The 13,491-nt window shown below is 50.7% G+C and carries 14 protein-coding genes; 10 read left to right on the top strand and 4 right to left on the bottom strand.

Going from position 1 to position 13,491, the window contains the following annotated elements:
* The 4 genes from purM to purD form a co-directional block, all read left to right on the top strand.
* On the top strand, positions 1 to 791 hold a 791-nt coding region (gene purM, locus AC1DUA_RS09930; protein ID WP_477499576.1), incomplete at its 5' end, for a phosphoribosylformylglycinamidine cyclo-ligase.
* Positions 791 to 1,402 carry a phosphoribosylglycinamide formyltransferase gene (gene purN / locus AC1DUA_RS09925; protein ID WP_477499575.1) on the top strand — a complete coding sequence of 204 codons (612 nt, stop codon included), beginning with the start codon at positions 791 to 793 and terminating at the stop codon, positions 1,400 to 1,402. The genes purM and purN, both read left to right, overlap by 1 nt.
* A 434-nt stretch (positions 1,403 to 1,836) precedes the next feature.
* Positions 1,837 to 3,384, top strand: coding sequence for a bifunctional phosphoribosylaminoimidazolecarboxamide formyltransferase/IMP cyclohydrolase (gene purH / locus AC1DUA_RS09920; RefSeq protein ID WP_477499574.1), 1,548 nt, complete (start codon positions 1,837 to 1,839; stop codon positions 3,382 to 3,384).
* A 73-nt stretch (positions 3,385 to 3,457) separates the two neighbouring features.
* Positions 3,458 to 4,717: a phosphoribosylamine--glycine ligase gene (gene purD, locus AC1DUA_RS09915; RefSeq protein ID WP_477499573.1), complete on the top strand. Its 1,260-nt coding sequence runs from the start codon at positions 3,458 to 3,460 to the stop codon at positions 4,715 to 4,717.
* A gap of 74 nt (positions 4,718 to 4,791) precedes the next feature.
* Here purD and AC1DUA_RS09910 read toward each other — a convergent pair whose 3' ends face one another.
* Positions 4,792 to 4,920 (bottom strand): hypothetical protein, encoded by a 129-nt coding sequence (locus AC1DUA_RS09910; protein WP_477499572.1) that lies wholly within the window; start codon positions 4,918 to 4,920, stop codon positions 4,792 to 4,794.
* A gap of 158 nt (positions 4,921 to 5,078) precedes the next feature.
* On the opposite strand from AC1DUA_RS09910, the gene AC1DUA_RS09905 reads away from it, so the two are divergent.
* The gene (locus tag AC1DUA_RS09905) at positions 5,079 to 5,582 is read left to right on the top strand and encodes a hypothetical protein (protein ID WP_477499571.1); all 504 of its coding nucleotides are present in this window, start codon (positions 5,079 to 5,081) and stop codon (positions 5,580 to 5,582) included.
* Complete coding sequence (locus AC1DUA_RS09900) at positions 5,579 to 6,016, top strand: N-acetylmuramoyl-L-alanine amidase family protein (protein ID WP_477499570.1); 438 nt, start codon at positions 5,579 to 5,581, stop codon at positions 6,014 to 6,016. The genes AC1DUA_RS09905 and AC1DUA_RS09900 overlap by 4 nt, the downstream gene beginning before the upstream one ends.
* Positions 6,017 to 6,028: 12 nt before the next feature.
* Here AC1DUA_RS09900 and AC1DUA_RS09895 read toward each other — a convergent pair whose 3' ends face one another.
* A complete protein-coding gene (locus tag AC1DUA_RS09895) occupies positions 6,029 to 6,178 on the bottom strand; it encodes a hypothetical protein (protein ID WP_477499569.1) in 150 nt (49 codons plus the stop codon).
* 366 nt (positions 6,179 to 6,544) lie between these two features.
* Here AC1DUA_RS09895 and AC1DUA_RS09890 point away from each other — a divergent pair, with 366 nt between their 5' ends.
* Positions 6,545 to 7,345 carry a DODA-type extradiol aromatic ring-opening family dioxygenase gene (locus AC1DUA_RS09890; protein ID WP_477499568.1) on the top strand — a complete coding sequence of 267 codons (801 nt, stop codon included), beginning with the start codon at positions 6,545 to 6,547 and terminating at the stop codon, positions 7,343 to 7,345.
* 11 nt (positions 7,346 to 7,356) lie between these two features.
* Here the strand turns inward: AC1DUA_RS09890 and AC1DUA_RS09885 are convergent, their stop codons facing one another.
* Positions 7,357 to 7,770 (bottom strand): thiol-disulfide oxidoreductase DCC family protein, encoded by a 414-nt coding sequence (locus AC1DUA_RS09885; protein ID WP_477499567.1) that lies wholly within the window; start codon positions 7,768 to 7,770, stop codon positions 7,357 to 7,359.
* A gap of 597 nt (positions 7,771 to 8,367) precedes the next feature.
* Here AC1DUA_RS09885 and AC1DUA_RS09880 point away from each other — a divergent pair.
* Positions 8,368 to 9,453 carry a DUF3048 domain-containing protein gene (locus AC1DUA_RS09880; protein WP_477499566.1) on the top strand — a complete coding sequence of 362 codons (1,086 nt, stop codon included), beginning with the start codon at positions 8,368 to 8,370 and terminating at the stop codon, positions 9,451 to 9,453.
* 91 nt (positions 9,454 to 9,544) lie between these two features.
* Positions 9,545 to 10,585: an ABC transporter substrate-binding protein gene (locus AC1DUA_RS09875; RefSeq protein WP_477499565.1), complete on the top strand. Its 1,041-nt coding sequence runs from the start codon at positions 9,545 to 9,547 to the stop codon at positions 10,583 to 10,585.
* A 98-nt stretch (positions 10,586 to 10,683) separates the two neighbouring features.
* Here the strand turns inward: AC1DUA_RS09875 and AC1DUA_RS09870 are convergent, their stop codons facing one another.
* Entirely contained in the window at positions 10,684 to 12,834 is a 2,151-nt protein-coding gene (locus tag AC1DUA_RS09870; RefSeq protein WP_477499564.1) for a helix-turn-helix domain-containing protein, read from the bottom strand.
* Between the two features lie 315 nt (positions 12,835 to 13,149).
* Here AC1DUA_RS09870 and AC1DUA_RS09865 point away from each other — a divergent pair.
* The coding region (locus tag AC1DUA_RS09865; protein ID WP_477499563.1) for a hypothetical protein at positions 13,150 to 13,491 on the top strand (342 nt) is incomplete at its 3' end.

The raw sequence follows: 13,491 nt of genomic DNA, 5'->3' as shown, positions 1-13,491 counted from the left end.
CAGTTGCGATGTGCGTGAACGATATTATTGTTCAAGGCGCTGAGCCGCTTTTCTTCCTTGACTATCTTGCTTGTGACAAAGTAATTCCAGAGAAAATTGAGGCTATTATCAAAGGGATCGCTGACGGTTGTGCGCAATCTGGTTGCTCACTGATCGGCGGGGAAACGGCGGAAATGCCTGGCATGTATGCACAAGGGGAGTATGACATTGCCGGCTTTACGGTTGGAATCGTCGACAAGAAAAAGATCATCGATGGTACAACAATCCGTCCTGGAGACGTAGTGTTAGGTCTGGCTTCAAGCGGTGTGCACAGTAACGGGTTCTCTCTTGTGCGCAGGCTTCTGCTGGAAGAGAAAGGGTATACGCTTCAAGGACATGTGGATGAACTGGGCGATAAGCTTGGCAACGTGTTGCTAGAGCCAACTAAGCTTTATGTGAAGCCAATTCTTGCGATGCTTGAAGATGTAGCGATCAAAGGCATGGCGCATATTACAGGCGGCGGTTTTATCGAAAATATTCCGCGTGTTCTGCCTGACGGCGTGAACGTGGATATCCAATACGGCTCATGGCCGATTCTGCCGATCTTCTCTTTGATGCAGCGTGAAGGCGGCATAACGAACAACGATATGTTCCGCACGTTCAACATGGGGATCGGAATGGTTATTATTGTGAATGCGGATGATGCGGAGAAAGCAATTGCCGCAGCGGAAGCGCAAGGCGAGAAAGTTTACCGTTTGGGCGTTGTTACAGAAGGCGAGCGTGTCGTAACATTCCAAGGAGCTGAGGTGTAATGCAGCCTTATCGAGTAGCGATTTTTGCTTCGGGCAGCGGTACGAATTTCCAAGCGATAGTGGATCAGGTACAGAAGGGGAAGCTTGATGTCAGCATCGAGCTTCTTGTCTGTGATCGTCCGGAGGCTTACGTGGTGGAGCGAGCAACAGAAGCGAAAGTGCCTGTATTTGCGTTCCGTCCTAAGGAATATGCAAGTCGCGAGGCTTATGAAGCTCTTATTCTTAAGGAACTACAGGGGCGGCAGGTTGATCTAATCGTGATGGCTGGCTATATGCGCATCATTACGAACGTGCTGGTTGAGCCGTTTTTTGGCCGGATGATCAACGTGCATCCTTCGCTGTTGCCGTCCTTTCCGGGCGTGCGCGCGATTGAGCAAGCCGTCGAGTACGGCGTGAAGCAAACGGGCGTCACTGTGCACTTCGTGGACGGCGGGCTGGACTCCGGCCCGATCATTGCGCAGCGCGCCGTGGAGATCCATGAGCACGAGACAGCGGAATCGCTCGCAGAGCGGATTCATGCGGCTGAGCACGTGCTGCTGCCGCAGGTTATTCGCTGGCTGCGCGAGGGCCGTGTGAGCATGGATGGTCGCAGGGTGGGTATTCGGTTGTAGTTGAGGCTTGGGCTGGACGGACGTAGGATGGCGACTATTGCCCCCAAGCGCGGCGTGGCGGAGCTTACGGGCGGCAAGAGTATGCTGCGGTAGCTCTTGCTATGCGGCCGAACGAAGGACATGTAAAAAGTGCAGCAAAATTTGAGCGTTTGGCTGTTCTATGGGGATTTGCTGTATTTTGTACATCAAAATTCCGGGTTTTCGGCGGATACGATGAATTTTCGCTAAATTTACTGCACTTTTTGCAGGTGGTTTCTTGTTTTGCACCGATAGTGGCTCGATTTGCTGTACTTATTACATGATCTGTGTGATGGGGATGCGGGAAGTTGGAGTAGCTAGTTTTTGGATCAGAGGCGGAGGCGGCTGAAGGTGAGAATGAGCTGCTTTAAGCATGTTAACAACGTTAAATAAATTCATTTCTGGGAGGAAGAACCGTGGCAATCAAAAGAGCACTGATCAGCGTGTCCGATAAAACGGGGATCGTTGAGTTCGCGGGCGAGCTGGCGAAGCTGGGCGTTGAGATTATATCTACTGGCGGTACGCAAAGTTTGTTGAAGGATAAAGGGGTGCCGGTTATCGGTATTTCCGAGGTTACAGGCTTCCCTGAGATCATGGATGGCCGCGTCAAAACGCTTCATCCTGCTGTTCACAGCGGTCTTCTAGCAGTTCGTGACAACGAAGAGCACCAAGCTAGCATGAAGAAGCTCGGCCTGGATTATATCGATCTGGTTGTCGTGAATTTGTATCCTTTTGCTGAGACGATTGCGAAGCCGAATGTCTCTTACGAAGACGCGATCGAGAACATCGATATCGGTGGGCCAACTATGCTTCGTTCAGCAGCTAAAAACCATGCGTTCGTATCCGTGGTTGTCGATGCAGCTGACTATGCCAAGGTGCTTGAAGAAGTACAAGAGACTGGCGATACATCACTTGAAACGCGCAAACAACTTGCCGCCAAAGTGTTCCGTCACACAGGCTCTTATGATGCTTTGATTGCAGACTATTTGTCCAAACAAATGGGCGAGCCTTACCCAGAGCGTTACACAGTTACTTACGAGAAAATGCAAGATCTTCGCTACGGTGAAAATCCGCATCAAAGCGCGGCGTTCTACCGCAAGCCGAATGCGGTTGCCGGCAACATTACTACAGCTGAACAGCTTCATGGCAAAGAACTTTCCTACAATAATATTAATGACGCTAATACGGCGCTCCAAATCGTTAAGGAATTCAGCGAGCCTGCCGTTGTTGCAGTTAAGCATATGAATCCTTGCGGTGTAGGTATCGGTAGTAACGTGCTTGAAGCTTACCAAAAAGCGTACGCAGCTGACCCTACGTCCATCTTCGGTGGTATCGTTGCAGCTAACCGTGCGGTTGACGAAGCAACAGCGCAATTGCTGCATGAGATTTTCCTGGAAATCGTCATTGCGCCAGATTTTACACCAGAAGCACTTGAGATCCTTTCCAAAAAGAAAAATATCCGCCTACTCAAAGTGAGCGGCTTAGATAATATCGCTGGCCGCAAGGCTGAGCCAATCGTTACAACCGTTGAGGGCGGTATGCTCGTGCAAGATAGCGATGCTTACCAACTGACAGAAGCAGATCTGAAGGTTGTCTCTGAGCGTCAGCCGACGGAGGAAGAGATGAAACAGCTGCTTTTCGCATGGAAAGTAGTTAAGCACGTTAAATCTAACGCCATCGTACTTGTCGCTGATGACATGACGGTTGGTGTAGGCGCTGGTCAAATGAACCGTGTTGGCGCAGCGAAAATTGCGATTGAGCAAGCAGGCGACAAGTCGAAAGGCGCTGTTCTTTCCTCCGACGCTTTCTTCCCAATGGGCGACACGCTTGAAATGGCTGCAAAAGCAGGCATCACAGCGGTTATCCAGCCGGGTGGATCGATCAAAGATGAAGAGTCCATTCGCGTAGCGAACGAGAACGGAATCGCGATGGTCATGACGGGCGTTCGTCACTTCAAACACTAAAAACAACTGAGAATGCTCACGATTCGAGTGCGGACCGTGGGCATTCCCCATGAAAGGGACTGGTGACAAGAGGATGCGTGTATTAGTTATTGGACGAGGCGGGCGTGAGCATGCCATTGTATGGGCACTGAGCAAAAGCCCGAAAATCAGCAAGCTTTTCTGTGCACCGGGGAACGGCGGTATTGCAGGATTGGCGGAATGTGTGCCGATTACAGAACTTCAATTCGAAGAGATCAGTACGTTCGCGAAGGAGCAGGCGATTGACCTTGTTATGGTAGCTCCTGACGACCCGCTGGCAGCAGGTCTTGTGGACCATTTGGAGTCCAAAGGGATTGAAGCGTTCGGACCTCGCGCGAATGCGGCAATCATCGAAGGAAGCAAAGTATTTATGAAGGAACTCCTGAAAAAATACAACATTCCTACGGCGGCGTACGAAACTTTTGATGCGTATGAGCCGGCCCTTGCTTACTTGCGTTCGCAAAAAGCGCCAATCGTTATCAAAGCTGACGGACTTGCTGCTGGTAAAGGCGTGACTGTCGCGCAAACGATGGAAGAAGCGGAAGCGGCGCTTCGCGACATTATGGTGGATCAGGTGTTTGGCAAATCCGGCGCGAGCGTAGTTATTGAGGAGTTTCTAACGGGTCAAGAGATGTCACTGCTTGCTTTCGTGGATGGCTCGATGGTTCGTCTGATGGTACCTTCGCAGGATCATAAGCCAGTGTTCGATAACGACAAAGGGCCGAATACGGGTGGAATGGGCACTTACTCACCGCTGCCGCATATCCCTGAGTCTATTGTGCAGGAAGCGCTTGTGAACATTGTACAGCCGACTGCTGATGCGATGCTTAAGGAAGGCCGACCGTTCAAGGGCGTGCTTTATGCGGGTCTAATTTTGACCCCGAACGGTGTGAAAACAATCGAGTTCAACGCGCGCTTCGGCGATCCAGAGACGCAGGTTATTTTACCTCGCCTCAAAACCGATTTGCTTGATATTTTCCTTGCCATCAACAACGGAACGTTGGCTGAGCAGCCAATCGAGTGGAGCGAGGACGCAGCGGTTTGCGTGATCGTGGCTTCCGGGGGTTACCCAGGGCCTTATCCGAAAGGATTGCCGATTACAGGGCTTGAGAATGTGCAGGATTCMTTGGTGTTCCATGCAGGAACAGCCTTGGAGAACGGACAGATCGTGACGAATGGCGGACGTGTTCTGGGCATCACAGGTATTGGCAAAGACATTGTCGAAGCTCGTCAGAAAGCTTATGCGGATGCGGATCGGATTCATTTTGACGGGAAGCACTACCGGACGGATATTGCGATGAAAGCTTTGAAATAGAACAATGAAAAAACACAGTGGCTTTCTTGCGGGAAAGGRCTGTGTTTTTGCTTTTTTAGGGGGAAGGAGAGTGCTTACTTATCTTTTCCGCCGCGGATATATTTGTCTTTGTTTTTAAACTCGTACCAGATGGCGAGGAGTACGCCGATGATGAGCGCGAGCGATATCCAGTGATCCACGATAAAGTGCCAGAGGGTGTTCATGCGATTGCCTCCTTGGGTGTGCCTTTCGAATAGTTTTGGCTGCTGCCTTTCGTTTCATGCATGGCTAGATAACAGATAGGGGAGAACGGTGTGATGATTGTGGGTAAAAGGGTGATGCAGTTGGTCGCCATGGGTGTGTTGGTTGGCTTGGTTGCTGCTTGTGGCGGGCAAGCGAAAAGCTTGCCGACGGTGGAAACGCCGGCTGCGGCGGTTGCGCCAGTGCCTGCACCGGAGCGAGCGGTGCAGGGGACGGAACCAGAGGAAGCGGCTGTGCCGGTGGTGCCAGAGCGAGCGGTGCAGGGGACGGAGCCAGAGGCAGCGTCAGTGCCGGTGGTGCCAGAGCAACCGGTGCAGGGGACGGTGCCAGAGGCAGCGTCAGTGCTGGTGGTGCAAGAGCAAGCGGTGCAGGTGCCGAGGTCAGAGCCAGCTCCAGTGGAATCGCTGGCTGTGGTGCACAAGCTGGTGATGCTGGACCCGGGGCATCAGCGTCATGGAAACAACGCGCCCGAGGCCGTAGGCCCGGATACGCGAGAAACAAAACCGAAGGTCAGCTCCGGCACCGTCGGCGTCCATACGAAGAAACCGGAATATGTGCTGAACCTGGAGGTTTCGCAGTTAATCAAGGCCGAGCTTATGAAGCGAGGCATCGAAAGTTGCGATGACCCGCGAGTCGCACGAGGTTGATATTTCCAACAAGCAGCGCGCGGATATGGCAAATGAGGTCGGTGCAGCGCTGGTTGTACGCATCCATGCGGATGGGGATAGCTCTCCGAAAACCAGCGGGTTTTCGGTCTTGTATCCGTCGGCTGCCTCGGCGGCGCTGAAGCCCATTGCAGCCGAAAGCCGGCAAGCTGCGGGTTTCATTGCCGAGCAGCTAAAGGAGGCAACCGGGACAGATGGCAGAGGGCTGTCGGCGCGCAGCGACCTGTCCGGGTTTAACTGGTCCAAGGTGCCCGCCGTGCTGGTTGAGCTTGGTTTCATGACCAATCCGGAGGAAGATGAGCGGCTGTCGGAAGCTGAGTATCAGCAAAAGCTCACCATCGGCATTGCTGATGGTATTGAACAGTTTTTGACTGCCCGATCGCGCGCCAGATAGCTGTCCTGCCGATCACCCACCATCCGACCATCCACCCAGCAGCCAATAGCTAGCATCCAGCAGCCAAACAGCCAGCATCCAGCATCCAGCAGCCAAACAGCCAGCAGCCAAACAGCCAACAGCCAGCATCCAGCAGCCAACAACCACACCAACAGCCAGCACCCAGCAGCCAACAGCCAGCCACTAACCTGCCACCCTGAGAGGTTTCATTGGAGTAAATCCAATGAAAAGACCAATATAGTAGCTCAAACCTCGATTTCATTGGACGAAATCCAATAGGGTGACCCTTTTACAGCTCTAAAAAGTGATATTTCTAGGTTTCCATTGGATTTCGTCCAACGGAAAGTAGGATTGAAGGCTCAAAAGCGTGCATGCATTGGATTTCATCCAACGAAACTTGAAGCGGCTAATTTTTGTAGCCTCACAGACTTGGCGTAAGATAATCCGCTGGGTTTTATTTTGAAACAGTAGAGAATACTGTAGAATACTGGTAAAATGTTTCCAATCCAGACGAAAGGGTGATTTGTCATGCTGCCAGCCTTTTTTATCGCACATGGAACACCGAACTTGGCTCTTGAGCAGCATGCTTACACCGAGTTTTTACACAAACTGGCGAAGAGTATACCGCGGCCCAAAGCGGTCGTCGTATTTAGCGCGTATTGGGAGAGTTCGGTGCAGACGATTAGCTCAGCGATTCATCCGGAGATGATCTATGATGTTTCGGGAGTATCAGAAAAGGTTTATAGCATTAAATACCCAGCTAGAGGCGATTTGACGCTGAGTTTGCATATTCAGCAGTTGCTGCAAGAGGAAGGTATCCGCTGTGAGTTGGATGATGAGCGTGGATTGGATCATGGCGTATGGGCGCCCTTGTACATGATGTACCCAGATGCGCAAATTCCTGTGGTGGAGCTCTCGGTGAATCCGAAATTGACGCCGGAAGAGCATTATCGCATCGGCGCAGCGCTCGGCTCCTTGCGTGAGGAGGATGTTCTCATCCTCGGCAGCGGCGGAACTGTGCACAATTTGCACAGGTTGGACCGGAATAATCCCGTACCTCAACTGTGGGCGGTGGAATTCGATGAGTGGCTGGCGGAGCAGCTCGAAACGTGGAATCTAGAGGCGCTCGTGAGGTATGACGAAAGAGCGCCCTATGCGGCTGTGGCGGTGCCGACGCCGCAGCATTTTGCGCCATTGCTGCTGGCACTGGGTGCCGCAGATGGCGCACGTCGGTCGAAGCTGCTGCATCACAGCTTCCAAATGGGCACGCTCAGCCTATGCTGCTGGATGTTCGGCGGCTTGAAAAAGCCGCAGAGATTTCTGGATTAAGCGCTACGGCGCTACTCCAGGAATCTCTGTTTGAACTCAGGCTTCGGCAGCATGCAGTGCTCGGCCTTACCGAACCAGCGATAGCGATTGCTCGCGATGAAGGCGTAGCCGAGATTCCGCAGCGGAGGCGGAATGACGATGGCCGCATACGCCAGCGGGTAAGCGCCACGCAGTCGCCGGGCAATGCGCAGCGCCGCCGTCGAGCGGGTGTAGGCGCGCCCGCCCTCGATCAGCACGATCGTGCTGATGTTGTCCGTGGGCAGCCGATACTGCTCCAGCAGTTTTTGCCCGGCTGCTGACTGCAAGGACGCGAAGCGGAAATGGCCCTTCGGGTCGTTCCGCAGGATGAACTGTACAGCTCCGCTGCATAAATTGCAGACACCGTCGAACAGAATGACGGCTGTACTGCTGGTTGGCTTGGTCATGGGGCGACGCCTCCTTGGGGGTGTATGTCGGCTTTGCGATGGCTGCATGATCCATGTAGCTGGACTAGGCTGAATGGCCGGGAGGTTCTTCTCACCGGACTCCTAGCTAGAGCGGATCATGTAAAAAGTGCAGCAAATTTGCTCGTGGCGGCGTGTTGGTAAGAAATAGCTGCATTTTGTACATGTAAATCAGCCGAATTGGTCCGAAATGCCCCAGAATCACACATTTAGATGTATGTTATGCATCTCTTTCCGCCAAATCGGGGGGAGGCACCGAAATTTACTGTACTTTTTACATGATGTGAGTCCGCAGCCTGGCGCCGGCAAATCGTTCTCTTCTACTAGTTAGTCCGCAGCTCGGCGCCAGCAAATCGTTCACTTCTACTAGTGAGTCCGCAGCTCGGGTCAGCACATCTTTCTCCTCTACTTATTAGTCCCGCAGCTCGGAGTCACCGCATCTTTCCTCTCTACTATACCTAATTATCGAAAGACGCGCATCCAGCCAATCCGTTCCACGACTCAAAAAGTCTTCTATTTCTCTCTTGCCTAGCATATACATTTCATAGAACAATAGATGAAGAGAAGAGGTGCCTATTGATGAAATCATTGTCCCTATCCCGTCGCAAAAGAACGCTCAGCGCCTGGCTCGTCCTCGGCTGCTCGGTTATAACCATTGTCGGCTGCAGCGATACGCCTGTTTCCCTGCCAACGACAACGCCAGACACCGCAGCAGCAACGCCATCTGCTTCTGCGTCAGCTACGAAGCCTGCAGCTACAGCTGTAGAAACGGAGCTGCCCTACAAATTCCCGTTGACTGGGCTTCCTTCGGCCAAAGAAGTGAAGACCCGCCCTTTCATGGTCATGGTCGAAAATGCCCCGCAAGCCAGGCCGCAAACGGGCCTTGATCAGGCTGACATCGTCTACGAAATTCTCGCAGAAGGCGAGATTACGAGATTCGTCTCTGTGTTCCAAAGCCACGAGGCCACAACGATCGGTCCTGTGCGCAGCATTCGGCCTTATTTTGTAGAGATTGGCGATGCGCTCGATGCGGTTATTGTTCACGCCGGTTGGAGCCAGGAAGCGATGGACATGATGGCCGGCCGCAAGCTGTCGCATCTCGATGAGGTCTACGGCGATGGCGCCTACTACTGGCGCTCGACGGACCGCAAGGCTCCGCACAATCTCTATACCTCTGTGGATAAAATGAAGAAGGGCGCCGAGGCTCGCAAATTCCGCTCCGAGTGGAACGGACCGCTGCTCACTTTTGCCAAGGATGATGGTCAAAGTAAACTCACTGGCGCTGCCGTTCATTATATTCTGATTCCTTATCTTCAAGGGTATTTCGCTTCCTATGAATACAATACTGGGGAAGGCGTGTACATGCGCAGCATGGAGGGCAAGCCGCATCTCGATAAGGAGACTGGCAAGCAGCTGCAAGCCAAAAATCTGCTCGTGCTGGAGAGCAAGCACAAAATTGTAGACAAGGAAGGGCGCCGCGAGGTTGATGTGTTTGGTCCCGGAAAAGGCGTCATCCTGCAGGAGGGCAAATCCCAGCAGATTACCTGGGAACGCAAAAACGGCATGCTGCGTGCGTATGCGGAAGATGGCAAAGAAGTGCCGCTGCTGCCGGGCACTACATGGGTGCAGATCGTGCCGGAGGGAACGGCTCTTAGGATGGAGTAAACGTGGATTGCAGATTTAACAATCCCTTAACATTCCAATAATCATGCTAATACATTGAACCCCTATGATTAAAAGTCATGGGGGGGAATAGGTGTATGACATTGGGACCCGATTTATGATCGATTCCAAGGCCACTACGCCGATCCAGCAATTTATCGATCGGGAGAAGTACGACACGTCTCAGATGGATGAAGCTATCATCAATTATTATACAGTGGACAAGACGCTGTTTTCGATGCCTTTTAACGCATCCAATCCTATCTTGTATTACAACAAAGATTTGTTCACCGCAGCTGGACTGAATCCTGATAAACCGCCTGTGTTGTATGAGGATCTTAAGAAAGCAGCAACAAAGCTGACAAAAGGCGGCGTAACTGGCGCTTATTTTGGTACACATAGCTGGTATATGGAACAGTTTGTTGCCAATCAAGGCGCAGAACTGGTGAATAGCGGCAATGGCCGAGATGGGTTAGCTACGGCTTGGCAGTTGAACGGTGAAGAGGGCGTCAAGGCGCTTGCTTGGTGGAAGGAACTTGTGGACAGCAACGTAGCCACCTACTCGGCAGGTAAAGGGGATACCTCGAAGAAAGCGTTCGCCGAAGGTAAGGTTGCTATGATTTTCGATACAACTGCTGCACTACGTGATATCTTGGATTCGGTTGAAGGCAAGTTCGAAGTCGGGACAGGCTTTTTTCCCAAACCAGCAGAGACGGCGAGTGGCGGCGTAGGAGTTGGAGGCGGCAGCAACTGGATCATGAACAGTAAGTCGGGGGAAGAGCAGCAGGCTGCTTGGACGTTCATGAAGTATTTGTCAGAGCCTGAACAACAAGCGATTTTTCACGTAAATACGGGCTATTTTCCTATAACGAAGAAGACATATGAGCTGCCGATTGTGCAGGAAAACATGAAGAAATACCCTCAATTCAAAACAGCTATCGATCAACATAACGCTTCGAAATTAAATAAAGCGACGCTAGGCGGCGTTCTTGGTGTATACCCCGATGCAAGGAAGCTTACGGAGGAGGCAATCAACCAGGCGCTCAGTGGCCAGCAGTCACCTCAGGCAGCACTTGATGCGGCAGCAGCCGAAATTAATGCCAAGATAGCGGCGTATAATCAAATATTGAATTAAACCAAAAAAGCATCCCGAATAGGGGTGCTTTTCTGTTATAGATTAGGGGTGCTTTTTTGTTATAGATTAGGGATGCTTTTTAGTTACAGCATTTCTTCCTATAGTTTTGTTTTCCGGTATTCGCCGGGGGATGAGCCTGTCCGGTTCTTGAACATCCGATTAAACGAAGAGATGTTGCGATAACCCACTTGAATGCTGATTTCTTGAATGTTCAAATCGGTCGAATGCAGTAATTCCTTCGCATTGCTCACTCTTCGGTCATGCAGATGCTCCATGAAGTTGGCACCCGTCTTCTCTTTGATATACGTCGAGAGGTAGGAAGTGCTTAAATTCAATTGATCGGCCAGCACATCGAGTGAGAGATCCTCAGCGAATTGCTCATGAATCACACGCAGAACACGGTCAACGATAGGGTCGTGGGCTTCTTTTTTCTCGCGGATAATCTGGGTAACGGCGCGGAAATAAGCCTGGAAGCTTAATTGATATTCCTCGAGTGTGCAGCATTCGTCTAGCTGAAGCAGGAGGGGCTTAAGCTGCCATAAGGTTTCTGTTTGAACCTTGTAATGCTCTAGCACCATCTTAGCCTTATCAGTCACAGCAAGCGTCATATGCCTAAATGCATCTACAGATGCTTCTTTGTAGTCAAGCTCCTGCAGCCATGGAAGGAAGAGATCCAGTGTTTCCTGCTCCTTGCCTGCCTTCAGAACTGCGGTTAGGTCCTGCTCCTGCGAAAGAGTTAAGACATAAGTAGAGCGATCCGAGCGGAACTCGGTTACCGTTTGTGTTTCATTCAGCAGTCTGGCTTGCATGGCCATTTCGTTGACTTGGCGGTAGGCATATCCAAACTGAATCGAATGTTCAAACGCAGCACTAACGGCCGCTGTTACTAAACAGTAGCGTCTATCTTGATCCAGAACCTGCTTCAACTGCTCGAGCATGGCCAGGATACGTTCCCTTTCATTGCCGGGAAAAACAGTCAGAAACTGATGATGCTCAATCTGGAAGGTATGAGACTCAGGAATAGTTTCAACTGCAAACTGTTTGAGATGCGCTCCAACCGATTGTGAGATTTGCTCCCTGCTCAGCGGGATTTCTACAAAAGCGGCTGCTCGAAAGCGAAGCTCATAGAGCACGATAGTATAGGTTTCCTCTGTACCCTGAATGTGAGGCCATTCACCCGATTCAAGATTGATATTTTTCAACTTATTAATGAAGTGATAGTTGGTCAGCTCGGACTGTTGATCCTTCAGTTCCTGCTGAATTTGACCTTTTTCCTTCAGCAGCTGGCGGACAGGATTGTTAATTCGTTTGCTGAAAAAGATCGAGACAACGAAAGCGATGAAGATCGAAATACCCAGCAGGATGATCATGAGATTATCCAGACGAAGGATTTTGGCAGCGAAATCTGGATTGGTAACCCTCATGATGAAATGCATGCTGTCTTCATTTTGATAATCGACATAATAAATCCCTTTTTCCAGTAGATACGCACGATCGGTGGGTGGATACGACAATAACGACTCTGGCAGCTTAGTTCCACTACGATTGGTCTGATAGATGAGGTCTTGTCCCGGCCCTACGATGGTTAAATCTAGATGGGGATTCTCCCTTAGAATCGCGTCCCGCAAACGGTCTGCGTCGATCATGGCGATCAACATATTATCAGCCAGTGAAGGCTTGATGGAATAAGGAATCAATGCTTTGGCTGTTGGATCAGCGCTGGTAGCCCCGAAGTCTGCGGCTGGATGAAGCACGAAGTTCTCTGTGCGTTGAAACTGTGACTGCCAATAAGAAACCGGATATGGCTTGTTGGCATATAGAGCTGCAAACAATTCATTAGTCGTTCCCGGACCAAATTTATTAATGGCCAGATTCGCTGAACGAAACATAAGGATCATATTATCCAGATATAGCTCTGTATCACCCACGATACTTTGGATGTCCAGAACAACGGGACGAGTGGTCAGTGTCTCGGCATCTTTCTTAAGAATCACTTGATTGTTAAGGGCAATGACATCTTTATCTGTGAATTGTTTGAAAAGGGCCTCTTTGATCTTATCTAACTGAAACTGATAACGCTCCGCCACTTTTTGCAAAGTGAGGTGATTCTGTTCGATCATCTCGCTGCGAAGGTGGCTTTTTAGCATCCAGAAGATGAGCAGGCTAAAAGAGGAGAAGATCAGAATCAGAACGATAAAGCTGGTTAGTACATGTCGAAACAGTGATTTATTGATCGAAAAAATAGTCATAAGTCGCAGGCCCCTTTGATCGTTACGCTGTTGACTTCCGGCGAGTTATATACACTTAATTGTAGACCATTATCTTAAGTAAGGGTATGGGCTTTTTTTTGGAAGCTTTGCATTTTTAGTGATTCGGCGGTTCATAAAAGCTTAAAAAACCAATCGAAACAATGGAGAAGGATCGAAAATCATGTGTATAGGCAAGGCGGCGGCCCCCCGATATGATTGGGCAGGTAGCAAGCGAAGCTCATGGGGAGGAGAGGCAAGTTAAGGTTCGAATGAGCAAGATTAGTTGATGAAGATGAATGAGGGGATAGGAACGAAATGAAACACATGCGTGATAGAACCGTGACCAACATCTATAAGAGCTTTTTGGCTATTGCTTTGGCGGTAATCGTGTGCATGACCTTAGCTGGTTCAGCGGGAGCTCATGCGTCCTCGGCGGGGTATTCCGATATCAAGGTAGGTGCGGATACGATACAGTACCACCTGTCGATCTTGGAGAGTGACTTCGTTCATATTTTCCCGGACAAGCCGGACGGCGGGGACAAGATCAGCGACAAACAGTTGTCGGGTTCTACGGATGCCTTAACAAGGCTTGTTGATGACGGTCTTATTGTAACGGGAGACGGGAAAATCGGATCAGCAGTTATTACCGCTGTAAAG

The organism is Paenibacillus sp. 01T422 (assembly GCF_056398785.1).
Note: the sequence above shows the minus strand (reverse complement) of the source record. Positions and strands in the feature narration are given on the sequence as shown.

Coding starts and splice junctions, on each gene's coding strand:
- purN (WP_477499575.1), top strand. CDS start 791: ATGCAGCCTTATCGAGTAGCGATTTTTGCTTCGGGCAGCGGTACGAAT.
- AC1DUA_RS09910 (WP_477499572.1), bottom strand. CDS start 4,920: ATGAACACCCTCTGGCACTTTATCGTGGATCACTGGATATCGCTCGCG.
- AC1DUA_RS09900 (WP_477499570.1), top strand. CDS start 5,579: ATGACCCGCGAGTCGCACGAGGTTGATATTTCCAACAAGCAGCGCGCG.
- AC1DUA_RS09890 (WP_477499568.1), top strand. CDS start 6,545: ATGCTGCCAGCCTTTTTTATCGCACATGGAACACCGAACTTGGCTCTT.
- AC1DUA_RS09885 (WP_477499567.1), bottom strand. CDS start 7,770: ATGACCAAGCCAACCAGCAGTACAGCCGTCATTCTGTTCGACGGTGTC.
- AC1DUA_RS09880 (WP_477499566.1), top strand. CDS start 8,368: ATGAAATCATTGTCCCTATCCCGTCGCAAAAGAACGCTCAGCGCCTGG.
- AC1DUA_RS09870 (WP_477499564.1), bottom strand. CDS start 12,834: ATGACTATTTTTTCGATCAATAAATCACTGTTTCGACATGTACTAACC.